Origin of the sequence: Sedimenticola hydrogenitrophicus (genome assembly GCF_025175675.1) — a bacterium.
In the GTDB taxonomy this organism is placed as follows: domain Bacteria; phylum Pseudomonadota; class Gammaproteobacteria; order Chromatiales; family Chromatiaceae; genus Sedimenticola; species Sedimenticola hydrogenitrophicus.
This window is the reverse complement of record NZ_JANIOA010000005.1, coordinates 24995-49064: the sequence shown is the minus strand read 5'-3', so window position 1 is coordinate 49064 and position 24070 is coordinate 24995. Positions and strand designations below refer to the sequence as shown.

Below are 24070 nucleotides of genomic sequence, written 5' to 3'. Positions count from 1 at the left end.
CCTGCTACAGATATTTTCGCCAGTGCTCGGGCCGGGGGTCCGAACAGCCGTGATTTCTATGTTCGTAGCGGTTGATGAAAATCTTGCGTGTGCTGTTGTGGTCCTCGTCGCTGCAGCCGTTGTTGGCGCGCTGGATCTCCTCGGTGTAGTAATAGAGGGCGCGCGAGATCTTATAGATCAGTTTGCTGCTGAGATGGAAGCCGCAATCGATCAGGGCGGTTTCGATGTGCTCCAGTGAGATCTTGAGGACGTGGTAACGCACTTTGAGTAGCAGGCGGGTCTCGGGATGGGCCTCGATGACGCCGTCAATCCCGTCCAATAGCCTGGCGGCCGAGTGTGCCTGCTCAGGGTCGGGGTGAAGCTCCGTGAAAACGATTTCCCGGAACTTGATGACGTCGCTATCGCCGCTTTCCATAGTGATGATCCTAAACACTACGCAGAAATTATCAAGCGTTGCGCACACATTTTGGTATGAATTTAAAGGGTATGATTTCCCGGGGATTGGGCCGTGTTATGCAGCGGCCGTTTGCCCCTGGTGAGCCGGTCTCGCAACGCCAGGTCCTGTTGTGTCGTCGTCTCCCGATACCCGGCCTGTTCGAAGAGCCGGCGCACGGCAGCGGCCTGATCCAGGCCGTGTTCGATAATCAGCCACCCCTCGGCTTGCAGGTAGGCGGAGGCATCGTGGATCAACCGGCGGATGTCATCCAGACCGTCGGCGCCTGAACTCAGGGCGGTGGCCGGCTCCCAGGGGAGGCCGTCCCGAAGCAGGTGGGGGTCCCCCTCGGCCACGTAGGGGGGGTTGCTGAGGATCAGGTCACAGCGTTCCCCATGGCGCAACGCCTCGAACCAGCTCCCCTGGCGCAGCTCGATATGGGTCAGGTCGAGCGCCTGGAAATTGTCGGCGGCGACCGCCAGGGCGGCCGCCGATAGATCCGTGGCGATCAGCCGTGCCAGGGGGCGTTCGCTGGCGATGGCGGCGGCGATGGCGCCGCTGCCGGTTCCCAGGTCGGCCACGCGCGCGCCCTCTCCCGGTCCCAGCAGCGCCAGCGCGCACTCCACCAGCAGCTCGGTCTCCGGGCGCGGGATCAGCGTGTCCGGCGTAACCTTCAGGGAGAGCGACCAGAACTCCCGGTAGCCGGTGAGGTAGGCCACCGGTTCGCCTCGCTCGCGGCGTGCCAGCAGGGCCAGGAACTGCGCCTGCTGATCCGCGGTCAGGGGCTGTTCCGGCCAGGCATAGAGATGGCTGCGCGGGCGTTGCAGGACGTGGGCCAGCAGCACCTGCGCCTCCAGGGCGGCGAGGCCGACGGTCTGCGTGGCCTGCTGCAGTGCCGCGGCGATGGAGAGCGGTTTGTCGGCAGTCATCTGCGGATTCAGGGCTCAGTGGGCCAGCGAGGTGAGAAGCTCCGCCTGGTGTTCCTGGGTCAGCGGATCGATCACCTGGTCGAGTGCCCCGGTCATGATCTCGTCGAGCTTGTACAGGGTCAGGTTGATGCGGTGATCGGTGAGCCGGTTCTGCGGGAAGTTGTAGGTGCGGATCCGCTCCGAGCGGTCGCCGCTGCCCACCTGCAGTTTGCGCGACTCGGCCTGTTCGCTAGCCTGTTTCTCGTGGATCCCGGCGAGTAGCTTGGCCTGCAGCAGGGAGAGGGCGCGGGCCTTGTTCTTGTGTTGGGAGCGCTCGTCCTGGCACTCCACCACGATGCCGCTCGGCAGGTGGGTGATACGCACCGCCGAGTCGGTCTTGTTGACGTGCTGTCCGCCGGCCCCGGAGGCGCGAAAGGTGTCGATACGCAGGTCGTTGTTGCCGATCTCGACGTTGTCGACCTCGGCCGCCTCCGGCAGAATGGCCACGGTGCAGGCCGAGGTGTGCACCCGGCCCTGGGATTCGGTCTCCGGGACCCGCTGGACCCGGTGGGTGCCGGACTCGAATTTCAACCGCGAGTAGACATTGCGCCCGGAGACCCGGCTCACCACCTCCTTGTAGCCGCCCTGTTCCCCCGGTGTCTGGCTGATGGTCTCGGTGTGCCAGCCCATCTGCTCTGCATAACGCAGGTACATGCGCAGCAGATCGCCGGCGAACAGTGCCGCCTCCGCACCCCCGGTGCCCGCGCGCACCTCAAGGAAGATATTCCGCTCGTCGTTGGGATCGGGGGGGATCAGCAGCAGCTGCAGTTGCGGTTCCAGCCGGTGCAGCTTGTGCTCGCCTTCGCTCAGCTCCTCGCGGGCCAGATCGGCCATTTCCGGATCGCCCAGCATCTCCCGGGCGCTGGCGATTTCAGCCTCCAGATCGCGGTAGCGGCCGAAGCACTCCACCACCGGTTCCAGCAGGGTATACTCCTGACCGAGTTCACGGTAGCGGTTCTGATCGTGCTGGATTTCCGGCTCGGCGAGGAGGGCGGTAATCTCTTCAAAACGTTCGGCAATCTGCTCCAGCTTACTGCGTATGGATGCGTTCATTGAGTGCTTTTGTCGCTGATCTGGAAAAGGGTGTTGGCCGCATCCAGGAGCTCCGACTGACCCTCGAAGCCGGCCTGCCTGATCTGGGTGCTGGGGGTGTGCAACAGTTTGTTGGTCAGGGTGTGGGCGAGGAATCGGAGGCTCTCCTCGGGGGATTTGCCGGACTGCATCTGTTTCAGCGCCCGCTCCAGCACATCGTCGCGCATCCGTTCCGCCTGGCGGCGATAGTCCTGGATCATCCCCACCGCATCCAGGGAGCGCAGCCAGCCCATGAACTCATCGACATGCAGATCGACAATCTCCACCGCCTGTTCCGCCGCCTCCTGGCGTGAGCGCAGGTTCTCCTGGATCACCTCCTGCAGGTCGTCAACCGTGTACAGGTAGACGTCACTGAGTTCGCTCACTTCGCTTTCGATATCCCGGGGAACGGCAATATCCACCATGAAGATCGGCTGGTGCTTGCGTTTTTTCAGGGCGCTCTCCACGGTGCCCTTGCCAACCACCGGCAGCGGGCTGGCGGTGGACGAGATGACAATGTCCGCCTCCGCCAGGTGGTTGGGGATCTCGGTAAGGCCGATGGCGAAGCCGTCGAACTGACCGGCCAGCTGATGGGCCTTCTCCAGGGTCCGGTTGGCGACGATGATCCGGCCGATGCCGTGCTGATGCAGGTGTCTGGCCGCCAGCTCGATGGTCTCGCCGGCACCGATCAGCAGCGCGGTCTGTTGTGACAGGTCGCTGAAGATCTGGCGGGCCAGGCTGACGGCGGCAAAGGCGACCGAAACCGGACTGTGGCCGATGGCGGTGTCGGTGCGCACCTGTTTGGCCACCGAGAAGGTGTGCTGAAACAGGCGGCCGAGAAACTTGCCGGTACTGGAGACGTCATTGGCGGTCTGGAAGGCCTGTTTCACCTGTCCCAGGATCTGCGGCTCCCCGAGCACCATGGAGTCCAGTCCACTGGCCACCTTCAACAGGTGGCGGACACACTCCTGGTCCTGATGGCTGTACAGGAAGGGGGAGATGGTCTCCTCCTCCAGGCCGAGAAACCCACCCAGCCAGGCGCAGATGTCCTCCCGGCTGGAGCGGGTGTGGGCGCAGTAGAGCTCGGTCCGGTTGCAGGTGGAGAGAATCACCGCTTCGTCGATCCCGGGCTGTTCCGACAGGCTGCGCAGCGCCGCCACGATGATATCCGGGCCGAAGGTAAGGCGCTCACGGATGCCGATGGGTGCTGTCTTGTGGTTAAGGCCGAGTGTAATCAGTGCCATATGAACTTATCGTGTATCAGGGCAGTCTCAGTATTTCGCTAGGGGTGGATTCGCATCCCGCCCTGGTCGGTTGCAGCCGGTTCAGGCGCCGGTTCCACCAGGCCGCGACAGGGCCAAGCCGCCATCTGGCGGACCCGGGAAAGTGAAATTTTGTATTATCAAAAGGTTAAATACAAGTCGCAGGGCACTTTTCAGGCGTTAAATGTCGTCCGGTGGCTGTAAACTCGGTTATCATCTATCCTCAATATTAGGCCCTGGGCTGGGCGTTTTTCAGGTGTAATATTCATGCGGCAGGCGCTTCAACTGGTTTTCACACTCGCATTCTCCTGGACCCTTGTCAGCTGCCAATCCTCCCAGGTCAAAACCGCTCCCGAACCGACAGCCCCCGCGCCCGCCGAACAGGCGCCTACCGCGCAGGCGGATGCCTCCCGGCGTGCCGTGGCAAGCGCAGTTCCGGCGAGCGATGTCCCTGAGTTGACCGAAGATATCGTATTCAATCTGTTGGCAGGCGAGGTGGCGGCGCAACGCGGGGCGTTGGATCAGGCCTATGCGCACCAGCTCCAGGCCGCCTTGTTGTCCGGTGACGCCACTGCTGCCGAGCGGGCGACGCGTCTGGCCCTGCATATGGATAAGGGCGAGCTCGCCGTCAAGGCCGCCAGTCTCTGGGTGGAGCTGGCACCGGCGGATCTCACGGCACGTCAGCTGCTGGTGGTGCTGATGCTGCGCCAGGATGAAAACGCGCCTGTGCTGGATCATCTCAAGACCATTGTGCGGATCAGTGAAGGGAATGATGAGAATGGTTTTCTCAATGTCATGGCGGCCATCAACCGCGAGCTGAAGCGGGAGTCGGCCATGGGGCTGATGCGCAGGCTGGTGCTGGAGTTCCCCGGCGATCCCCGCGGTGGTTACGCCCTGGCCATTGCCGCCCTGGTGGACAAGGATTACGCAGCGGCAGAAAAGGAGGCGGACCGGCTGGTCGCCGCCCATCCCGATTGGCCGAAGGGTTACCTGGTGTTGAGCCGGGTCTATCTGTCCCAGGATGACAAACCGAAGGCCAGGGGGCTACTGGCGGATGCGGTGCGCCGTTTTCCGGCCGACCCTTTCCTGTTATCCGCTTATGCGCGGCTGCTGGTGGATGCCAAGGAGCTGCAAGCGGCCTACGAACAGTTCCTCCGCTTGGAGAAGATAGAGTCGGAAGGAGGGGATGCCAGCTACTGGCTGGGGCTGATTGCCCTGGAACTGGGCGAGGACGAGGCGGCGCGCGGCCATTTTCTGCAGCTGCTCGACACTGATAAGCAGACGGACGTCGCCGCCTACTATCTGGGTCGGATCGCGGAAAAACGGGAACAGTCGCGGCAGGCCGTGCAATGGTATCAGCGGGTGGACGGCGGCGACTACCGCGACGAGGCCCAGGTACGCAGCGTCAAGCTGATGGCGGCCATGGGTGAGACCCGTGAGGCATTTGACTGGCTGCAGCGGATGCGTATTCAGTACCCGGATCAGGCGGCCAGGTACTACCTGATCGAGGTGGAGCTGCTGCGCGAACACGGAACGCCGGCGCAGGTGATGGCGCTGTTCGATACGGCAATCGGTGCGCTGCCGGAGAGCAACGAGCTCCTCTACGCCCGCGGCCTGTATGCGGCGACCCAGAATCGGGTGGATATCCTGGAGCGGGACCTGCTGCGGGTGATCGCCAACGATCCCAAACATGCCGATGCCCTGAATGCGCTCGGTTACACCCTGGCCGATCAGACCGACCGGCATCAGGAGGCGTTGGACTATATTCAGCGCGCATTGGCGCTGAAACCGGATTCCGCCGCGATCCTGGACAGCATGGGCTGGGTGCTGTTCAGGTTGGGGCGGAACCAGGAGGCGATAGGCTACCTGCGCCAGGCCTATGACAAGCTGCCTGACGCGGAGATCGCCGCGCATCTGGGAGAGGTACTCTGGGTGACTGGGGAGCAACAGCAGGCGAGGGAGATCTGGCAGGGAATCCTCGACAAAACCCCGCAAAGTGAACATGTGCTGGAAGTGATGCGGCGCCTCGAGATCTGATCCTGTCCGATGAATCTCCGCGTCATTACCGCTCCTGCCGTCTGCCCACGCCCTGCAATCCGCCATGTTAACCACTGATATCGACTGGTGGCCGGCGCCGGCCAAGCTTAATCTCATGCTGCGGGTCGTCGGTCGCCGGCCCGATGGCTACCACCTGCTGCAGACGGTGTTCCGCTTTGTCGATTATGGCGACCGGATCGCATTCCGGATCAGGTCGGACGGGGTAGTCCGGCGGCCACTGGGAAATGCTGCGGTGCCGGAGTCGGAGGACCTGATGGTCCGGGCGGCCCGGCTGCTGCAGCGGCAGGCAGGCTGCTCCCTGGGTGCGGATATCTCCCTGGTGAAGAATATCCCCATGGGCGGTGGGCTGGGGGGTGGCAGCTCCGATGCGGCGACCGTGCTGGTGGCGCTCAATCGTCTGTGGCAGGTCGATTATTCCCTGGAGAAACTGGCCGAACTGGGCCTGCACCTGGGTGCCGACGTGCCGGTCTTTGTTCGCGGGCAGGCGGCCTGGGCCGAGGGGGTAGGCGAGCTGTTGACGCCGCTGCGGATGCCACCGGCCTGGTATCTGGTGGTGGTGCCCGATTGCCATGTCTCCACGGCCGATGTTTTTAATGATCCGCAATTGACACGGAACGCGCCTCGAACGACAATACGCGACTTTCTCGCCGGCAGTCAGGTTAATGACTGCCTGCCGGTGGTATTGAATCACTATCCCGAGGTCGCTGCGGCTGTACGGTGGCTGGAATCCTTCGCGCCTGCGCGGTTGACCGGTACCGGCGGGGCTGTGTTCGCCGAGTTTGCCGGGGAAGCCGAGGCGCAGCAGGTGTTGCGGCAAGTGCCTGACCTGTATAAGGCGTTTGTCGCCCGGGGGCTGGACAGCTCGCCGTTGCTGGAGCGGGTGGCGGGCCGGAACCTGTATCCCGAAACGTCGTCAGGCGGCTAGGAGCCCTTCGGGTTTTTCCACCCTGCTCGAATCAGGGTGGCCAGTAAGATTTTTTGGGGCGTCGCCAAGCGGCTAGGCACCTGGTTTTGATCCAGGCATACGTAGGTTCGAATCCTACCGCCCCAGCCATATTGCAAAGGTATCTGCACGGCAGGCGCCTGAATCGGCCCGCATATAGTCCCGTTGTTAGTCAGACAGGTGGAGAGGCTTGTTATGCCAGATAGCCACATGATGGTTTTTTCAGGAAATTCCAATCCTGAACTTGTTAGCGAGATCACCTCTCGTCTCAGTCTGCGTACGGGTAAGGCGATCGTCGGTCGCTTCAGCGACGGCGAGGCGATGGCAGAGATACAGGAGAGCGTACGCGGGCGCGATGTGTACGTTATTCAGAGTACCTCGCAGCCGACCAATGACAACCTGATGGAGCTATTGGTGCTGATCGATGCGCTGCGCTGGGCGTCGGCAGAGCGTATCACGGCGGTGATTCCCTATTTCGGTTATGCGCGCCAGGATCGCCGGCCACGCTCCGCCCGGGTGCCGATCACGGCCCGCCTGGTGGCCAAGCAGATCGCGGCGGCGGGTGCGGATCGGGTGGTGACGGTTGATCTGCATGCCGATCAGATCCAGGGTTTTTTTGATATTCCGGTGGACAATATCTACGCCCTGCCGGTGCTGCTGGGCGATGTGTGGCGCCAGAAGTATCCCAATCTGATGGTGGTGTCACCGGATGTGGGCGGCGTGGTGCGCGCCCGGGCACTGGCCAAGCAGCTGGATGATGCGGACCTGGCGATCATCGACAAACGTCGACCCAAGGCCAATGACGCCCAGGTGATGAATATCATTGGTGATGTCAAGGGCCGGACCTGCGTGCTGATCGATGACATGGTCGATACCGCCGGTACCCTGTGCAAGGCGGCCCAGGCGCTCAAGGAGCGGGGCGCAGAACAGGTGATCGCCTACTGTACCCATCCGGTGTTGTCGGGTCCGGCGATCCGCAATATCGAAAATTCGGTGCTCGATCAGCTGGTGGTTTCGAACACCATCCAGCTGCACGAAGAGGCGCGACACTGCACCCGGATTCGCCAGATCTGCATCGCGGAGCTGCTGGCGGAGACCATGCGCAGGATCGCCCTGAATGAATCGGTGACCTCACTCTTCATGGAGTGATCGCCTATCCTTCACTGCCCAATCTGGTCGCGGAAGGCAGTGATTATTTAGGATTTGGAAAGAAATAACTGCCGCATATTGCGCCGGGCTTTTTTTAACTTGAAGGGGCGTTTGCCTTCAAGGCACGGCAAGGCGCGCATAGTCGTTCTATGTAAGTCTTGCCGTAACGCCGAAGGCGGACGAAAAGACCAGCAAGATGTGGTAGATATTTATGGACAGATCCGTAACTTGATGGTTTGGAGAAAATCATGAAAGAAGTATTTGTTGTTAAGGCGCAGCTGCGCACTGATACAGGGAAGGGTGCGAGCCGCCGCCTGCGTCATGCCGGGCTGGTTCCGGGTATCGTTTATGGTGCCCACCAGGACCCCGCCATGATCTCTATGGTGCACAGTAATCTGTTCCAGCATCTGGACCATGAGGCTTTTTATTCACACATCCTCAGCCTGAATATTGATGGTAAGCCGGAGCAGGTGATCCTGAAGGATCTGCAGCGTCATCCGGCCCGTCCGATTATCATGCATGCGGATTTCCTGCGGGTCAGTGCCAAGGAGAAGCTGAAGACCCACGTGCCGCTGCACTTCGTGGGTGAAGAGGTGGCGCCTGGTGTCAAGGCCGGCGGCGTGGTTTCGCATCTGCTGACCGAGGTCGAGGTGAGCTGTCTGCCGGGCGATCTGCCGGAGTACATCGAGGTCAACGTCGCCGCGCTGGCAATTGGCGATGCGGTCCTGCTCTCCGAGCTGGCGCTGCCGAAGGGCGTCGAGTTGCCGGCGCTGGCGCAGGACGAGCCACAGGATGTGCAGGTGGTGTCTATCCATGCCGCGCATGTGGCGGCCGAGGAAGAGGCGGGTGAAGAAGAGGGTTCAGCGGAGGAGTGAGCCGCGTTCCTGTTCCAGCTGATGGGCCGGGCAATGCCCGGCCCATCTGTTTTGTCCAGGGATGGACTTATGCCGCGGAGGCCAGGGATGGCCGGGAGCGGCTTTCTCCGCGCGCCGCTGCGTGGATGCCGTTCTCGCCGCCTGGCGTTTTGCGGTGCGGGGAGTAGGATGGGCAAGGCGGTGCCCGTCCGGTGTCTGGAACTGAACGCCGAAGCTTGAGAAAGTGACCGTCCCATATGAGCAACCAATCCGCACAACCCATTCGCCTGATTGTCGGTCTCGGTAATCCGGGGAGCGATTACGCTGCGACGCGCCATAACGCGGGATTCTGGTTCGTGGATCTCCTGGCGGAAAGGCATGGCGGCGTATTCAGGTCGGAGTCGAAATTCCATGGCCAGGTGTGCCGCATCCTGGTCAGGGGGCGGGAGTGCTGGCTGCTCAAGCCGTCCACCTTCATGAACCGCAGCGGACAGTCGCTATCCAGCCTGGCCAAATATTACAAGATTGGCCTGGAGGAGATCCTGGTGGCGCACGATGAGCTGGACATGCCGCCGGGTGTGGCGCGGCTCAAGTTTGGCGGTGGCCATGCGGGCCACAATGGTCTGCGGGATATCGTCAGCGCCATGGGGGGCAGGGAATTCTGGCGCTTGCGCATTGGTATCGATCACCCCGGAAATGCCCGCGAGGTGGTCAACTATGTGCTGGGTTATCCCTCGAAGCAGGACGCCGATGCCATTGCCCAAGCGCTCGATGCGAGTGAGCGGGTACTCACCGACCTGGTCGAGGGCCGGTTTCAGTTGGCGATGAATGCATTGCATTCGGATTGATGGACGGGGAGAGCCGGCGTGCCATGCGAAGACACGCCATACGCTGCCGGTGAGCTTGTGAAGCACATCCTCAGGATGCGGCTGGTTTTCGTGGCATCGTGGCATTCCCGCTCAAATAGCCGGATTGGAACGGCAACTATAGCCGGGATACAAACTCTTTGCCGGAAACGGCAAGACCATGCAATTCGACCCGATCCAGCAGGCCTATCCCGCGCCCCTTGACCTCGATCAGCCGCGCATCAGCAAGGCGTTTCAATACCCGGCTGAGGGTCTCCTGGGCCATGCCGAGATGGCAGGCGATATCGCTGCGGGTCATGCGCAGTTCAACCAGCGGCGTCATGCCCATGCTCTTGTCCGGGAGCCGCCGATACATCTCCAGCAGGAAATCGGCCACCCGGGCGTCGCAGTGCATCCGGTGGCGGAATAACGCCCCCTGGAGAAGCGCTTGTTCCGAGGCGAATGCCTGGATGATGGATTGGGTCAGTTGCAGGTTGTCGTGCAGGCCGTTAAGCAGCAGGCGGCGGGGCAACCGGCACAACTGGCTGTCCATCGTGGCCATGGCTCGAACCCGTTTCATGCCGCCAGCGAACAGGCCCTGGGTACCGAATAGCTCGCCCGGCAAGCGGAAACTGGCCCACTTCAGATCGCCGACCCGCTGGCTGATCCTGACGCAGCCGCTACGAACCACATACACCGCGTCGGGTGAAAATTGCAGACCCTGGCGTACCGCGTGCAGCGCCTCGCCCTCGGAGGCGCGGCCGCCGTAGGGGCAGACCGCGTTCAGCAGGCAGGATTCCGCCTGTATCACGCCACTTTCGGCGCCGCCGGCGCCTTGCTGGCCATCGGCGACCTTCGACCTTAGCAGGGTTAAACAGGGACTGGATGGCATCGATCTCACCTCCTTATCTTTTCCTTGGGTTTCGCCAGAAGTTAATTGTTTTGGCGTTCCATTATCACCTGCACCAGCGTGTGCTCGGATTCCAGATCATTTGGCGACTCACCCCTCGTCGAACTCCGATACATCCTTGTGGGCAATACCCTGATGGCAATCAATGCAAGTCTCGCCGGTCTCCTTGATCTCCTCGTGCGCCTGCCATGCCATTTCCGTCTGCGCCGCCTCGGTCATCCCCTCGATACCATGGCAGTTGCGACATTCCCGCGAATTGCTGGCACGCATGGACGCCCATACACGTTTGGCGAGCTCTACCCGTTTGGCTTCAAACTTTTCGGGGGTGTCGACCGTTCCCATAACCTTGTGAAATAGTTCGTTACTGGCCTGGAATTTCCTGATCAACTTGTAACCCCAGGGGCGTGGTACATGGCAATCGGCGCATGTTGCCCGGACACCGGTACGGTTTTGATAATGTACCGTCTCCTTGTACTCCTGGTAAACGGTATCGCGCATTTCATGGCAGCTAATGCAGAACGAAAGCGAGTTACTCGCCTCCATCGCCGTATTGAACCCGCCCCAAAAAATGATACCGCCAAACAGACCAAGCACAAGCAAGGTCAGTATTGAATACTTGGCGCTTGGCCTTCTAAGCACACTCCACCAGCGGCGAAGCGTGCCGGGTTTGTTCACTTTACTCATATCGACTACCTCTGGAATCTTTGCACAATAAAATTAACTCGCAAACATCAAGTCAACCGCGTATAGGGTGAGCGCCATCCACGCATGCAGTTGTTAACCCGTTATCCAAATAGATCGGAGGGTGGATAAGCGACAGCGCATGCCATCCGCGGGTCCGTGAACGTTACATCCTTGTACCTCGCCTCACCGTCGCATTAATGGTGAATGCGCTTGCCGGCTTATCCACCCTACGATCGCAGCCATTTCGCGCAAACACTGAACTCAGCTCTACAGATAACCTAGTGTGTACATCAACCTACAGACCATTTCGTGGTGCTGATTGGGTGTGCACCTATTTCAGCGTGTCGTGCGCCGTTTTTTGGAGTTCAACTCGTATCGGTGGAACCGGGTCCCCGGTGAAGATATCCTTGAGTTTGTAATGCTCGTGCATGGCATCGCCGTTTCTTACGAATTTGTCGAATTCGAAGTGGTACTTCGGATCGACATTTGGCGTGAACGGCGTGTAAGGCGGTTTCGCCTCTTTATAGGGAGAGCCTTCATAGGAAAGGTGACACTTGGCGCATGCCTGCTCATATGCAAAATTTTGCCCGGCCTCGACCAGAATACCGCGTGCGGTCGACTCGGACTTTTTCTTCATGAGTGACTGTGCACTGCCATGCTCGGCCCGGTATAACTTGCCGGCGCCATGACAGGACTCGCAGCTGACCGAGCCCATGGATTTTTTCCCGCCGGGTTTCATGCCGACCTGATAGCCGGTTTCTGTTCCGAAACCCGTTGTATGGCAGGTCAGACACTCCTTGTCCTGGGTGTAATCCTTCGCCGGATCCAGTTTGGCCGCTTTTTTAGCGTCGGCCTTTGTTCCCGCCTTGAGCGATTCAAAGGACTTCGCATGTGCCGTTTCGGCCCATGACTTCCCCTGCGGCTTGTGGCATTTGGTGCAATTCTTCACCCCAACGTAGACGGCATCCGCAGCAATAGCACCCGGTGCCATACTCATCATGGCTAGTGCGCCGATGAGCCATACAATAATACGTTTCATGATATTCTTCTCCCCACGACTGATCCTGACCCTGATTAATTACTCAAATACGCTGACTGTTTGCGGATAGCATTTGGCCCCTGGCCTTTTCAGCAGCCACACTCCTGTTCAACGGAAATTCCGACCTGGGCACTGGCTTTTTGTCCATTTTCATCCTCCACCTGCAGCGTGACTATATAAAGCCCCTGGGTGAACGTATGCTCGACAGCCTTTTCCGTTGAAGATTCGCCGTCGCCAAAGTTCCAGGTAATGCCCTTTATCTTTCCACTGCCGCCACCGGTCAGTGCCTTGAAATTTACCGTATAAGGTGCATCGCCCCGGCGATTTCTTACGCCGCCGATTCGTGCCGCAAGTTCACCACCGACAGACCCTACTGACTCCTCGACGAAAAGACTTCCACCCAGGACTGTTGATACCTTGATCAGGGATTGCTTGATTTTATCCTCCATCATCACGACATCCTGCTGGCTCATGGTGCTGCCTTTTGCAACATCCGCTTGTTGTCCGTCATCCACTCGCAACCGGATTGAACCGACATCTGTAACCAAACGACCTGTAAGCGACCATGCCGTAAAACTGCTCTTCTCGGAGTCGTACTTTATTGCAAACTCCGATCCCTGTGTGCGTACATCCATTGCGCCCATGCGGACCTTGAACTCGGAAAATAGATGCTCGGGTACCTGCGCCTTAACAAACAAGCGCCCATTGATGATATCCAGGTAGGTCTTTTCAATCTTTTTCTCAAGATCGAAAATGACGCCGGTCAAGGCGATTTCCGTATTGGGATAAACCCGCACCATGCTGCCGTTCGACCAGGTAAGGTTTGCGGCGGACCTGCTCCTCGTCGCGAGACGATCGCCGCGGGTCAGGATGTCGCCATCGGACACCTTCACCCAGTTCTCCGTGCCGGGTTTGAGGATTTCCACATTGCCATCTGCCCGCGTGACGCGCACAACCGACGCGTCATCGGCCCAGGTAAACACTGTCCAGAACATCAGTATGAAGGCAACTAAATATTTCATGGCCCAATTCTCCTAAATATTATTAAGTATTCACGCATGATCAATTTACGAAGTAACCGTCCTTGTAGAAATTGATCAAAATTAAATTATCAACCTTGGCGCCAGGTTAAACCCCCCTTGGGGTCTGACGTGGGTGCGTTGCCCCCATGGATGGGTATATGGCGTTCCCCAGTAGGGACAATGCATCCGCGCACGCGCTAACTTTTCAACATCATTGTCATGACCAACCTGGGATCTCTCCCGCAATGGTCCCGATCAGTAAATCAACTCCAGGCCAACCACCACCTCATATGCCGCACCCGGGATACTGCCATCGGATCGCGCATAGACGGCACCCGGTTGGAAGTAACCGATGTTGGCGAACATTTCGAGCCACTTGCGGTGCTGGTATCTGGCGGCTATATCCAGTTCCCATCCCACGTCATTGGTCAGGTTTGTCGATGTGGATGTACCGTTACTCCAATCCCGAATCGGACCGCGGCCTTCAAACACGACCTCGGTTGTCCATATCTTGGCAATGGAAGGAGTTATCGTCAGGCCCTTTCTCGGCATCAGGGTTGTATCAAGACGCAAGTACGTGATATTGGCCAGGTTGCTGTCCCACAAAAAATACCCGGCGCGGATATCCTCGCTGAAAATCTCCCCGAACTTGTGCCGGTCGCGGCAAAGCGAGAGACCGGTAAAGTATTTATAATCATCGGTTGCCGAATCATTAGCACCATTTCCCGAACCGCGCCCGAGTTCGAATCCGAGCGACCATTCCCCCAACGAACTAGACCGGGTGAAGCTACGCTCGGCGCGGAACAGCAGCGCATTCGCGTTGATGTCCCTATCCTCGGTATAACCGCCGGTAAGCCATACCGCCTCACCCTCGATCCTCCAGCGATCGTAATCGATTGATCCCGCGATACCCGACCATAGCGGATTGAAACCGCCATCCCGTGGTGTTGTTGATGCATCGAAGTCCTTGTCAAGATTCAAATCCGCGTCACCGGTATCTCCCTGGTCAACCGTCTTCAAGATAAACGGCCTGATCCACGAGGTTCGCGATGGGCGGAGATCAAAATCAAGATAATAGGCATCCAGCCGGGTGTCGCTGAACAGGAGGTTCTCGCGAGTTCCCGCAGGTGGTCCACCTGAAGCGCTGAAGTCGGTGTAATCGGTCCAGCCACCGGCAAGACTCAAATAGCCCGCTGTGATACTTGCACCGGAAAACACCGGTAGCTGAAAACGCAAACCGTTGATCGGGCCTTGCACCACAACGCCATAACCTTCATCCCAATTCTGGCGGCCGATACGCGCCATGAAGTGTTCGTTGGTGTATTGACCGTAGAGTTCACGCACCAGCGTTGCGTTGACCGATTCGAAATCGCCCCATCGTTCAAGCGTTCCCTCGCTGTCCTCTTTCCAATCGAAGGTTAAATTGCCTTTGTCGAGAAGAAGCCGCACCAGGAAATCCTCATAAGAGGCATCGACTTGTAACTGAAACCGCTGATCGAAGAAGCTTCGATTGTCAAAATCCCAGCTTTGATTCGGATTGTCCAGGTTGAAGTTATTGTGCGAGTTGAATTGGACTTTATACTTCCCGGAAAATTCAAAGCCGACCTTTCCCTTGCGCTCCTCTTCTTCGGTTACCGCCACCGATTTCATCTTGCGAAGGTCTGTTTCAATCTCAGTGAGTCGCCGGCGGGCCTCATCATCCCGCCCGGTTTGCGCCCCCGCAATATCCGGCTCGCCCCATTCGTCATCACTTTCCGCCGCCACGGGTAGCGGTTGCCCCGTGTTATTGGCGTCAGTCTCGCCTTTCTCGGCCAGGGCGGCCTTGAGTTGGCTGATATCCCGTTGAGAACTGGCGAGTTGCGCCTCCATGGTCTGAAGGCGTTTCACTAACTCGGATACGTCCGCGCTATTCAATCCGGGAGATTCCGCTGCCACCGCCATGGGAGTCGATACCGCGACCCCCGTCAGCAGGCAACTTGTTGCCAGCGGGATATAGTACTTGTGCAATTTGCTTATCATGGCTGAATTATCTCCACCGCCAGCCCCTCTGGAATCAGTCTGTTTAAACGAAGGTGCAATTATTTCGAAGCCGTCTCATCTGGCCTGCCATAGAACGTCTTGATCTTGCTGTCCGGTCCATGGCACTCAATACACACCAGTTTTTTGAGCGTCGGCTTATAGGTATACGGGTCGGCTGGCCGCAACGTATTCACATAGTTCAATGTGTCGGGCGCCAGCGATTTCACCAGCCGGCGACTCCATGAATTTCTCGGTGCGCGTAATACATTGGGATGGTATATGTCGCCTTCGATAAACCATCCCTCCTTGGGTGGCACCTCGTCTCCTTCCGGTATGGTTACCATTTCGTGACAAGTGAGGCAGGAACGGTTTTCACCCTTGTAGGCAATCTTGCTAGATTCCAGATGAAGCACATGTGGGTTCTTTATATAGGGCTTCGCCGTCTCCTCTTCCATGATGAACTGATGGCAGTCAAGGCATTCCATATTTTGCTCGCTATAATCCGGCACCTCGCCATCCGTTGGACCCTTTACGGCCTTGGGGGGCCAGTCAATCGCCGCCTGCGTGGGTAGTATTACGGTAAGTGATGTGGTTACCCCCGATTCCGGTGCACGCTGTTCGAGCGAGGTAGTTGGTTCTCCGATGGCGCCCCCGCATCCTGTCAAGCCCAGCACCAGGCTCAGTCCGGTAAGATTCAGCATTCGCATGACACTCTCCCCTCGGTTTCCAATTGCTCAAACAAACCTGGCACGAACTCACCCTCGGTTTGCAATAAGTCAAGCGTGAGGTAGGCTAGCGCCCGATACAGGCCGGATTTAGATTCTTGAATAACACGCGCACAAAACGGTTGGTACCAGAGCAATAGGTGGCCGGCCAGAAAGTCACTCTGGTGTTTGATGTTTTGCCGGAGACCGTCGATATTCTCCGCCCGCCACAGTTGCTCCTCTATGCCACAAAGAAAATTTAGTGACTCCAGCTCGACCCCGATATGGTCGGGCAACTCCAGGCAATCCTTTGTCAGTTGCACGCCGGCGTTGTGATACGCCGCCTGCACCCTGACCGATATCCTTCCCCCTACCCGCTGTTTTTCGTCCAGGTAAAATGACTCATGCGGATGCACCCCACTTGGCAGCACGAATAGCCTGGTATATTCCGCGGTCAATTCGTTTTCGATATTTTCGCTGGATGACATCTCTTCCAGAAACGCTATCATCTCCTCGGTTGCCATTTCGGCCGCCGCGTTTCCGGATTCCATCAGCAGGGGTTCGGCTTGCAGCGATTCCAGAAGCTCCGCGGAAGGCGGCGCGCTGTATAGCGTTGCCAGAACCGCATACCTCCTGCCACGTTCCGCCGCCACATCCGCCATTGTTGTATAGTCAATCATTTTTAGTTCCTCTCCTGGCAAAGCGACGGGCCATTTTTTCCCGGCGCTTTTCGGTGGTGATGCACAATGGACAGAAGCTCTCATCCGCACGCCGCAAAAAGGGCTGACGGCAGAAATCGCAAGTGCGTTTTTCCCCCGTCACCAAATTCTGTTGAGTGCCTAGAAACAACAATGAGAGATCCACGTTATCGTTGACACGGATTGCCCGGTGGAAACAGGCCTCCTCACATACCCGGCAACCGGTACATAACGACGGTGTATAGCTCAATGCATAGTGCCCATTCGACTCGCTGTGATGAATGGCACCTACCGGACATAATGTCTCGCAGACATCACAACCGGTACATTTTGGTCCTATCTCTATACTTGCTACCGGCAAGCCCTGAGCGGCATAGTCTGCCTTTAAGGGCTTGGCCCCGGGAAGAGCCTGTAGCACATTGAGAAGATGCGACCTTTTCGGATTTTCCGCGTGGTTCCGTACAAGATCACGAAACGGTGTAATCGCAACCTCAACCGGATCCTTCGCATCGATGTCTGGAGAATCATCTGCCTCTTCCCATTTGTCGGCGAAAGCTCGAAAGAAGTCGCGTCGCGATACCCCCGTTTTCTTGGCGGGCAAGTTTTGCTGCGGAGTACCCAGGGGCGTGGTCAAATGAACAATCCGCCCCGGACTCAGGTTGACGGATTCCAGCAGTCCCCTGGCCAGCTTTATTACCTTATTCCATTGTCCAGAGGTCTTATGTAGTCCACAGCCAGAACAGTCCGGCGAACGTAGTTCAACGCTTTCCGCTCCCCACCTTAACGGCTCCAGAACGACGCCCTCGGTAAGCCGACAGAGGCAGGAAAGAACCAAATCCGCCTTGCCATCGGCACGATCGCAGGCAATTCGGAACGGCTCTGATGGATGTTCCCGATTCCGTATTCGAGAACCCAGATCCAGGTTGTTGATATCCTGCCCTAATGCTCCATTTGGGCAGGCAGAAACACAGGCACCACACGCAATGCATGCTTCCGATATGTCGACACCCTCTCCGGACAGGTTTAGTGCATCCGGAACAGGGCACACTTGCATGCATTCAACACACGATGACTGTGAGCATCGATAGCGGGAGCAGAGCCCATTCTCGACGAGAATGGGCCGCTCCCTACCAGTACTTACGCTTTGCTCCATTAGAGTCTCCACTCAATCGATCAGCGCGTGTACTTTGTGGAAGGTCCGGTATCCGTACCGGCAACGGTGATACTAACCGCTCGCGAACGCTTCTCCCTGATCAGCGACGTCAACTCGTTGAGCTCACCAAAGAACCGCGTCTTTGCCACACAGGTTTCAACACAGGCCGGAACCTTCCCCTGCTCAAGGCGTTGTACACAAAGCGTGCACTTTTCCATGACCCGTGCTTCGGCGTTGAATTGCGGCGCGCCATAGGGGCAGGCCCAGGCACAGTAGCGGCAGCCAATACACTTGTCCTTGTTGATAAGAACAATACCGTCCTCCTTGCGTTTGGTGATCGCTCCCACCGGACAGGCGGCCTGGCACGCCGGTCGCCCGCAATGCATGCACGGCATGGGTACGAAGGTAAGCGCCATGTTTGGAGCCTTGGTTGTATCCCTGAATTCACCCTCCTCGATTTCGACCACACGGGTATAATCGACGCCCAGCGGCGTGTTGTTTTCCGCTTTGCACGCCATGGTGCAGGCGTTACATCCGATACAGAACTCCAAGTCGATCCAGAGTGTGTATTGTTTCGGTCCGGGTTTCGCAAGCGAACGCTCAAAGATCTCCGGAGAAATTACTGGGTTCTTTTCTGTCATGGCTTGACCCTCCTCAAACTGAAAGTTTTTCGATCTTGAGCGGCGTACCGTAGCTCTGTGTTCCACCGGCTACAGGGTCCTGTAACCCGCGGTCACCCAAGACCGGGTCTGCCATATAGAGTGGATTGATACTGAACCCGGCACCGATGCGCTTATCGGAAAACTGTTGCTGGCCATCGGCGTCCCATCCCTTCGCGCCAGCACCCCATCGACCATAGGAGTTGCTAACCGAGAAGACACCCGGACGGATCCGGCTGGTGACATTTACCTGAAACTTGAACCAACCGTCACCCATCGAGTTTTCAACACTTGGAATGTGCTTGCTTGATGGTGATTTCACCCGGACCCAATCACCGGAGATGACACCCATATTTTCCGCGTCCACCGGGTTGATTTCCGCATAGTTTTGCGGTTTTACCGACGCCAGCCATAGATTATTCATGGTGCGTGACTGGGTATGCCAGGCATCCTTGTGGGTGTGCAACTGGATCGGATACTCATCCCAGATGGCCTGGTCGATCTCCTGCTCCTTACAATCGATCATGAAGCGATACTGCGGCAGACCGTCGAAGTACTTGCCCGTCATGCTGTTCTTGTTGGTAGCGACAGCCTGAGAGTAGGCGCGCAGTCCACGCACCTGGCGGCCACCGGGGAAACGCACATAGTCACCCTCGTATTGATTGCCCGGATTTTCGAATTTACCACCGAGTTTCACAAAGCTGCTGTTGGGATCCTCCAGACCGGTTTCGCCCTCGAAATCCTTATGCTTGTAGTACTCATTCCAGAATTGCCAGGAGTTCATGAGATCGACCCCGGGTCCGCCGCCATCCTTGCCGAAACCCGGCAAGCCACAACGGATAGCCAACTGGATCAGCGTGTCGTCTCCGGTCTGTACATCCGGATGGATGCCACGATAGTCCTTGGTCACGGGATCGACCGTCCCCACCACGGGTTGGCGCAGGCCCCACAAACGGGTCTTGATGGGTGGATAGGTCTTGAACCCGCCGATCCTTTCCAGATATTCGGAGTCGGGAAGTATGTAATCACACAACGAGCTGGTCTCGCCCATGTAGGCGTCGATACTGAAGGTCAGCGGCATCGCCTTAACGTCAAGCAGTGCCTCGATTACCGATGAATTCATCGGCACGGTGTAGGCCGGGTTGTTGTAGTAGTTCAGGTAGGCCTTGATCCGGTAGGGATAGCCTTGACGCACCGAGGAGAAGAACTCGCCCGCTACCGAACGATAAGCCAACGGATACCAGGGACGGGTGGACAGTGGCTTTATGCCCTGGTATTTCGCCTTGTGACGGTCGATGGTGACGCCCTTGGCCTTACGTTTTTCGCCCTTCACGCCGCCCTTGTAAGCGGCGTGGCCAGGATTGAAGCCACCCTTGCGGTCGATGTTATCGACCATCATGTTAATAATGACCAGGGCTTGTCCGTTCCACCAGCCATTGGACTGCTGAATCGGCCCACGGAACATCTCTATGACCGGCCGCTTGGCGTCGGTAAACTCTTTCGCTACGCGCGCGATGGTGCCGGCCGGGAGATCACACCGCTTTTCGCACTCGGCCAGGGTCTTCTCGCTCACCCGTTCGCGGAGCATGCGAAATACGGTCTTGTACTTTTTGCCCTTCAGCGTAATCTCCGCATCGAGCTCGGCCGGGCCGTCCACCTCGTGGAACAGAGTCGGTTTGCCCTTGACCAGTACAACATGATCCGACTGACCCAAACCTGCATCCTTGCCGGTCAGATAGACCTTTGGCTCATCCGTGGCAACCAGATAGGTCATATCGGTCCAGTTGCGCCGCCCGGTTTTCTTGGCCGCCTGTTCATTGGGCAGGGTGAGGTAGTCCGCCTTGTAGGCTTTATTCTCGATCATCCACTGGAGCATGCCCATCAAGAAGAAGGCATCCGACGAAGGCTTGAGCGGAACCCACTCGCCCTTGTTGGAGTGCGTTGCCTTTGCCGCCGCGGGCGAGAACCAGGGGTCCACGACCACATGCCTGAAACTACGTGAATCGGGGCCGGTTCTTTTGGCCATCTTCTGCAGATAGCGCGCACGTGTCTGACCCGGATAATCCGCGTGGGTGACGTTCGATCCGACACTGATCAGATGTGTGCAATACTCGTAGTCGGCATAGGCGCCGATCTCGAAGCGGGGAATATTGAGGGTATCCTCAATAACGTTGTAGAAGGTGCCGGCGCAACGGTCGCAGTGGTTGAGCATGTGCGGCACGCCCGCGGCTTCCTTGACAAATCGGGGCGTGAGCGGGGACTGCTCGTTACGTCCATGCGCCCATACGAACTGATTGCGTTTGGGTCCCCAGCCTTCGGGTGGTGCTTCGTCCATGAAGTCGGAATCGGCCGCGCCAAGCGGGCTGTCATTGTTAAGAATGGACTTGAGGCCCTCGACGACGCGACCCTCTTCACCCGGAATGTCCTGGAAGAGTTTGCCGCCTTCGGTGATTTCGGTCAGGGCCTGATCCCAGCTGACCACCTTCCATTTTCCGGAGCCGCGAGGCCCCACGCGTTTCAGGGGGTGAGTCAGGCGAGCGGGACTGTAGAGTGCGAAGATGCCGGACTGTCCCTTGGGACAAAGGGTACCTACATCCTTGCCATCGAGGCCGGCATCGAGATCACTCTCTTCGACCATTTCACCCTTGGCAACGTAGTCGTAGGTATTGGGATGATAGGGATTCCCACTAATTTTGGTAAGTTCCCCGTTTTGTACCGTGCACTGAATTCCACAACCGCTATGACACATCAGGCAGACGCTGCGCACGATCTCCGCCTGTTCCATGAAACGGTCTGGCTGGGATCCTGATTTTCCCAGTTGGTCCAGCCACTCCCCTGCATTTACCGGATTTACGCGAGATAGTAGCGCCGCGGTACCACTGACCTGTAGAAATGTTCGACGGCTGAGATAATGCTTCAACAGCTTCATTAGATTGTCCTCCCGGAGTTACAAATAAGCTTTAAACCGACATTCTCATGTCACAATTGGGTGTACTTGTTCATGACTTTAATGACCCAATTACTGGCCGTTAACTGTTTAGCTAAATACCTTTCCTGCATGGATAAACAACAAACCCCCTCATGTTGCATCTGGACAACTACCCGAGTTTCGAGTATTTCCGAGCCAGTCAGGGGATATTCAAATAGGTTGCTTTCGTGGTTCCAGCCCCTTGGTTGGGCTGGGTGTGTCGATTTGGCGTCAAATTGATATGGCATGACTGATTCGCAACACTCCCCACTGGGCCAGTACGCAAGTTCCTTGCCATGGATTATTTAGAATACGGTTATATGTTGTTTTTATTGGCAATTACTTGTTATTTTTAGGGTTATTCTAATTTCTGATTCCCGTTTATAAGTAAATACTGGTAGCAATTATGGGAATGCGTAACCATGCGGTAGCGTAATCAGAGAAACAGACTTGTTTCGTAACCGATTGGTAACCAAACGCGGCAGGGAGTGGATATACCCGACAATTGGGTTACCCATTGGTAACAATTGCAACGGAATTCGTTCCGTCCGGTGGATCAGTTGGGCATCGGTCGCGAGAATCTCTGGCAAAAAATGCGCGGGCAGCAGATAGCCGCCCTGGAAAATAGCCGGGTGAAAGTAACTACTCACCCCAGGTGTCCATTAAAGATTCTCCAATGCACCACGGAGGCACAGAGGACACAGAGGTTAACTGAACATCAGGTATGGAAGCTGCGGGAGAGCCTTATGGTTTCTCTGTGCTCTCTGTGTCTACGTGGTGCGGATAGGGGCGAGTAGTTATTTAGATTGTAACTACTCCACGGGGTGATTGGCCTACCTTGTTGGCCGATGTTGATGGCGAGGAGATAAGCCATCGTGTGAGGCTGGCAAGGCAGACCAATCACTTACAGACCGGGTGAGTAGTCACCTCAGATTTTTTAATAGTGCCCTTAAGGTTGAATCGTTTCCTCGTCGGCCCGCTCCACCGGCAGGCCCTCCATGCGCCACTCCGGCAGTCCCCCCGCCAGCCGCCGGGCCTTCATCCCCTGCTGGCGCAGCCGGGACACCGCCTCGAACGCCAGCACACAATGGGGGCCGCGACAGTAGGCGACAATCTCCTGGGAGGGGGCGAGTTCATCCAGGTGTTTTTCCAGATCCTTCAACGGGATATTGATCGCCCCCGGCAGGTGTCCGGCGGCGAACTCCTCCGGCGGGCGCACATCCAGCACCGTCACCAGGCCCGCGCGGGCACGCTCCAGCAGTTGGCTTGCGGGGATCGGTTCCAGGCTGTCCTTGACCTTGAGGTAGTCATCGACCAGGCGGTTGACATCGGCCAGGTGACGTTCGGCGACACCCCGCAGGGAGCCGAGCAGGGCCGATACGTCCAGGCCGCTCAGCCGGTAATAGACCTTTTGTCCCTCCTTGCGGCTGGACACCAGCCCCGCCTGCCGGAGCTGCTGCAGGTGCTGGGAGGTGTTGGCCACGCTGAGGCCGGAAACCTGGGCCAGCGCATCCACGCTGCGCTCCCCCTGATCCAGGAACTCCAGCAGTTCCAGCCGGTGGCCATTGCTCAGCGCCTTGGCGATGCGGGCAAACTGGCTGAACAGATCGTGTTTGAAATTGGCGGTTGACATGGCTCGGTCCTTGGTATTCAATTATTCAAGTAATCTATTGAATAGCAGATCAAGCAAAATTATAACAGATGATGTAGAGGAGGAAAGTGGCAAATGAACTGGCATGACTGGATTCTCGCCAACGAGGTTAGCATACGGCTGAGTTTCTTCTTCGGCATCTTTGCCGCCGTGGCGCTCTGGGAGGTACTGGCGCCGCGCCGTGTCCTCATGCTCTCCAGGGGGGGCCGCTGGAGCAGCAACCTGGGACTGGTGGTGCTCAACAGCGTGGTGCTGCGGCTGCTGTTTCCAGCCGCGGCGGTGGGCGTCGCCGCGCTGGCCGAACAACAGGGCTGGGGGCTGCTCAACCTGTACCGGCTGCCCGATCTGTTCACGGTGGTCATCGCCGTGGTGGCGCTGGACTTCGTGATCTGGCTGCAGCATGTGATGGTGCACGCCATCCCGCTGTTCTGGCGACTGCACCGGGTGCACCACGCCGACCTCGACTACGATCTCACCACCGGGGCGCGCTTTCATCCCCTGGAGATCATCCTCTCCATGCTGATCAAGTTCGCCGCCATCCTGGTGCTGGGTCCGCCGGTGCTGGCGGTGGTGATCTTCGAGGTGCTGCTCAACGCCACCTCCATGTTCAATCACGGCAACATCCGCATCCCGGAGCGGATCGACCGGGTGCTGCGGCTGTTCTTGGTCACCCCGGACATGCACCGGGTGCACCACTCGGTGCACGCCCCGCTGACCAACTCCAACTTCGGCTTCAACCTGCCCTGGTGGGACCGGCTGTTCGGCACCTACGTGGCGCAGCCGCCGGAGGGCCATGTGGCGATGGAGATCGGCCTGGCCGATCTTCGCGACCCGAAGCAGGTGGACCGGCTCCCCGGCATGCTGCTGCTGCCGTTTGTGCGCCAACTGGGCGAATACACCATCAACCGGCGCTGGTAGATGGATACCGGGAAATCAGTCCCAACTATTGATGCCGCCGGGTCAGCCCGCGGTCGCGGGAA

The 24070-nt window shown here is 58.1% G+C and carries 21 protein-coding genes, 1 tRNA gene and 1 pseudogene; 7 read left to right on the top strand and 16 right to left on the bottom strand.

What is annotated here, in order from left to right; all coding sequences use genetic code 11:
- Window positions 1-4: 4 nt before the first annotated feature.
- The 4 genes from NPX02_RS04400 to hemA all read right to left on the bottom strand — a co-directional run bounded on the left by NPX02_RS04400 (window position 5) and on the right by hemA (window position 3716).
- Window positions 5-415: a hypothetical protein gene (locus NPX02_RS04400; protein ID WP_260292105.1), complete on the bottom strand. Its 411-nt coding sequence runs from the start codon at window positions 413-415 to the stop codon at window positions 5-7.
- 62 nt (window positions 416-477) lie between these two features.
- The gene (gene prmC, locus NPX02_RS04395; protein ID WP_260292102.1) at window positions 478-1362 is read right to left on the bottom strand and encodes a peptide chain release factor N(5)-glutamine methyltransferase; all 885 of its coding nucleotides are present in this window, start codon (window positions 1360-1362) and stop codon (window positions 478-480) included.
- 15 nt (window positions 1363-1377) lie between these two features.
- Window positions 1378-2454: a peptide chain release factor 1 gene (gene prfA, locus NPX02_RS04390; protein ID WP_260292100.1), complete on the bottom strand. Its 1077-nt coding sequence runs from the start codon at window positions 2452-2454 to the stop codon at window positions 1378-1380.
- Window positions 2451-3716, bottom strand: coding sequence for a glutamyl-tRNA reductase (gene hemA, locus NPX02_RS04385; RefSeq protein ID WP_260292098.1), 1266 nt, complete (start codon window positions 3714-3716; stop codon window positions 2451-2453). Before hemA ends, prfA begins: the two co-directional genes overlap by 4 nt.
- A gap of 474 nt (window positions 3717-4190) precedes the next feature.
- Here hemA and NPX02_RS04380 point away from each other — a divergent pair, with 474 nt between their 5' ends.
- The 6 genes from NPX02_RS04380 (at window position 4191) to pth (ending at window position 9586) form a co-directional block, all read left to right on the top strand.
- Window positions 4191-5771 (top strand): tetratricopeptide repeat protein, encoded by a 1581-nt coding sequence (locus tag NPX02_RS04380; protein WP_260292097.1) that lies wholly within the window; start codon window positions 4191-4193, stop codon window positions 5769-5771.
- Between the two features lie 64 nt (window positions 5772-5835).
- Window positions 5836-6717 carry a 4-(cytidine 5'-diphospho)-2-C-methyl-D-erythritol kinase gene (gene ispE / locus NPX02_RS04375; protein ID WP_260292096.1) on the top strand — a complete coding sequence of 294 codons (882 nt, stop codon included), beginning with the start codon at window positions 5836-5838 and terminating at the stop codon, window positions 6715-6717.
- Window positions 6718-6771: 54 nt separating this feature from the next.
- Window positions 6772-6846 (top strand) — tRNA-Gln (locus tag NPX02_RS04370).
- A gap of 84 nt (window positions 6847-6930) precedes the next feature.
- Window positions 6931-7884: a ribose-phosphate diphosphokinase gene (locus NPX02_RS04365; RefSeq protein WP_260292095.1), complete on the top strand. Its 954-nt coding sequence runs from the start codon at window positions 6931-6933 to the stop codon at window positions 7882-7884.
- Window positions 7885-8132: 248 nt separating this feature from the next.
- Complete coding sequence (locus tag NPX02_RS04360) at window positions 8133-8759, top strand: 50S ribosomal protein L25/general stress protein Ctc (RefSeq protein WP_260292094.1); 627 nt, start codon at window positions 8133-8135, stop codon at window positions 8757-8759.
- 236 nt (window positions 8760-8995) lie between these two features.
- On the top strand, window positions 8996-9586 hold the full coding sequence (gene pth, locus NPX02_RS04355) for an aminoacyl-tRNA hydrolase (RefSeq protein WP_260292092.1): 591 nt from the start codon (window positions 8996-8998) through the stop codon (window positions 9584-9586).
- 136 nt (window positions 9587-9722) lie between these two features.
- On the opposite strand, the gene NPX02_RS04350 is transcribed toward pth, so the two are convergent.
- From NPX02_RS04350 to NPX02_RS04300, 12 genes and pseudogenes are all read right to left on the bottom strand, one after another.
- The gene (locus tag NPX02_RS04350) at window positions 9723-10475 is read right to left on the bottom strand and encodes a Crp/Fnr family transcriptional regulator (RefSeq protein WP_260292091.1); all 753 of its coding nucleotides are present in this window, start codon (window positions 10473-10475) and stop codon (window positions 9723-9725) included.
- A 108-nt stretch (window positions 10476-10583) separates the two neighbouring features.
- Window positions 10584-11177 carry a NapC/NirT family cytochrome c gene (locus NPX02_RS04345; protein WP_260292090.1) on the bottom strand — a complete coding sequence of 198 codons (594 nt, stop codon included), beginning with the start codon at window positions 11175-11177 and terminating at the stop codon, window positions 10584-10586.
- Window positions 11178-11508: 331 nt separating this feature from the next.
- Window positions 11509-12216 (bottom strand): cytochrome c family protein, encoded by a 708-nt coding sequence (locus NPX02_RS04340; RefSeq protein ID WP_260292088.1) that lies wholly within the window; start codon window positions 12214-12216, stop codon window positions 11509-11511.
- A gap of 89 nt (window positions 12217-12305) precedes the next feature.
- Window positions 12306-13238 (bottom strand): PKD domain-containing protein, encoded by a 933-nt coding sequence (locus NPX02_RS04335; RefSeq protein WP_260292086.1) that lies wholly within the window; start codon window positions 13236-13238, stop codon window positions 12306-12308.
- A gap of 255 nt (window positions 13239-13493) precedes the next feature.
- Window positions 13494-15257: an alginate export family protein gene (locus tag NPX02_RS04330; RefSeq protein WP_260292084.1), complete on the bottom strand. Its 1764-nt coding sequence runs from the start codon at window positions 15255-15257 to the stop codon at window positions 13494-13496.
- Window positions 15258-15316: 59 nt separating this feature from the next.
- Entirely contained in the window at window positions 15317-15964 is a 648-nt protein-coding gene (locus NPX02_RS04325; protein ID WP_260292083.1) for a hypothetical protein, read from the bottom strand.
- A complete protein-coding gene (locus NPX02_RS04320; RefSeq protein WP_260292082.1) occupies window positions 15952-16641 on the bottom strand; it encodes a TorD/DmsD family molecular chaperone in 690 nt (229 codons plus the stop codon). Before NPX02_RS04320 ends, NPX02_RS04325 begins: the two co-directional genes overlap by 13 nt.
- A complete protein-coding gene (locus NPX02_RS04315) occupies window positions 16634-17293 on the bottom strand; it encodes a 4Fe-4S dicluster domain-containing protein (RefSeq protein ID WP_260292081.1) in 660 nt (219 codons plus the stop codon). Before NPX02_RS04315 ends, NPX02_RS04320 begins: the two co-directional genes overlap by 8 nt.
- 306 nt (window positions 17294-17599) lie before the next feature.
- Window positions 17600-17713: pseudogene (locus NPX02_RS21560) on the bottom strand (4Fe-4S binding protein); the annotation flags it as partial.
- A gap of 119 nt (window positions 17714-17832) precedes the next feature.
- Entirely contained in the window at window positions 17833-18453 is a 621-nt protein-coding gene (locus tag NPX02_RS04310) for a 4Fe-4S dicluster domain-containing protein (RefSeq protein ID WP_260292080.1), read from the bottom strand.
- A gap of 13 nt (window positions 18454-18466) precedes the next feature.
- The gene (locus NPX02_RS04305; RefSeq protein WP_260292079.1) at window positions 18467-21400 is read right to left on the bottom strand and encodes a molybdopterin-dependent oxidoreductase; all 2934 of its coding nucleotides are present in this window, start codon (window positions 21398-21400) and stop codon (window positions 18467-18469) included.
- A 988-nt stretch (window positions 21401-22388) separates the two neighbouring features.
- Window positions 22389-23072 (bottom strand): ArsR/SmtB family transcription factor, encoded by a 684-nt coding sequence (locus tag NPX02_RS04300; RefSeq protein ID WP_260292076.1) that lies wholly within the window; start codon window positions 23070-23072, stop codon window positions 22389-22391.
- Window positions 23073-23165: 93 nt separating this feature from the next.
- On the opposite strand from NPX02_RS04300, the gene NPX02_RS04295 reads away from it, so the two are divergent.
- Window positions 23166-24008: a sterol desaturase family protein gene (locus NPX02_RS04295; protein ID WP_260292073.1), complete on the top strand. Its 843-nt coding sequence runs from the start codon at window positions 23166-23168 to the stop codon at window positions 24006-24008.
- Window positions 24009-24070 lie beyond the last annotated feature (62 nt).

Coding starts and splice junctions, on each gene's coding strand:
- NPX02_RS04400 (WP_260292105.1), bottom strand. CDS start 415: ATGGAAAGCGGCGATAGCGACGTCATCAAGTTCCGGGAAATCGTTTTC.
- prmC (WP_260292102.1), bottom strand. CDS start 1,362: ATGACTGCCGACAAACCGCTCTCCATCGCCGCGGCACTGCAGCAGGCC.
- prfA (WP_260292100.1), bottom strand. CDS start 2,454: ATGAACGCATCCATACGCAGTAAGCTGGAGCAGATTGCCGAACGTTTT.
- hemA (WP_260292098.1), bottom strand. CDS start 3,716: ATGGCACTGATTACACTCGGCCTTAACCACAAGACAGCACCCATCGGC.
- ispE (WP_260292096.1), top strand. CDS start 5,836: ATGTTAACCACTGATATCGACTGGTGGCCGGCGCCGGCCAAGCTTAAT.
- NPX02_RS04365 (WP_260292095.1), top strand. CDS start 6,931: ATGCCAGATAGCCACATGATGGTTTTTTCAGGAAATTCCAATCCTGAA.
- NPX02_RS04360 (WP_260292094.1), top strand. CDS start 8,133: ATGAAAGAAGTATTTGTTGTTAAGGCGCAGCTGCGCACTGATACAGGG.
- pth (WP_260292092.1), top strand. CDS start 8,996: ATGAGCAACCAATCCGCACAACCCATTCGCCTGATTGTCGGTCTCGGT.
- NPX02_RS04350 (WP_260292091.1), bottom strand. CDS start 10,475: ATGCCATCCAGTCCCTGTTTAACCCTGCTAAGGTCGAAGGTCGCCGAT.
- NPX02_RS04345 (WP_260292090.1), bottom strand. CDS start 11,177: ATGAGTAAAGTGAACAAACCCGGCACGCTTCGCCGCTGGTGGAGTGTG.
- NPX02_RS04340 (WP_260292088.1), bottom strand. CDS start 12,216: ATGAAACGTATTATTGTATGGCTCATCGGCGCACTAGCCATGATGAGT.
- NPX02_RS04335 (WP_260292086.1), bottom strand. CDS start 13,238: ATGAAATATTTAGTTGCCTTCATACTGATGTTCTGGACAGTGTTTACC.
- NPX02_RS04330 (WP_260292084.1), bottom strand. CDS start 15,257: ATGATAAGCAAATTGCACAAGTACTATATCCCGCTGGCAACAAGTTGC.
- NPX02_RS04325 (WP_260292083.1), bottom strand. CDS start 15,964: ATGCGAATGCTGAATCTTACCGGACTGAGCCTGGTGCTGGGCTTGACA.
- NPX02_RS04320 (WP_260292082.1), bottom strand. CDS start 16,641: ATGATTGACTATACAACAATGGCGGATGTGGCGGCGGAACGTGGCAGG.
- NPX02_RS04310 (WP_260292080.1), bottom strand. CDS start 18,453: ATGACAGAAAAGAACCCAGTAATTTCTCCGGAGATCTTTGAGCGTTCG.
- NPX02_RS04305 (WP_260292079.1), bottom strand. CDS start 21,400: ATGAAGCTGTTGAAGCATTATCTCAGCCGTCGAACATTTCTACAGGTC.
- NPX02_RS04300 (WP_260292076.1), bottom strand. CDS start 23,072: ATGTCAACCGCCAATTTCAAACACGATCTGTTCAGCCAGTTTGCCCGC.
- NPX02_RS04295 (WP_260292073.1), top strand. CDS start 23,166: ATGAACTGGCATGACTGGATTCTCGCCAACGAGGTTAGCATACGGCTG.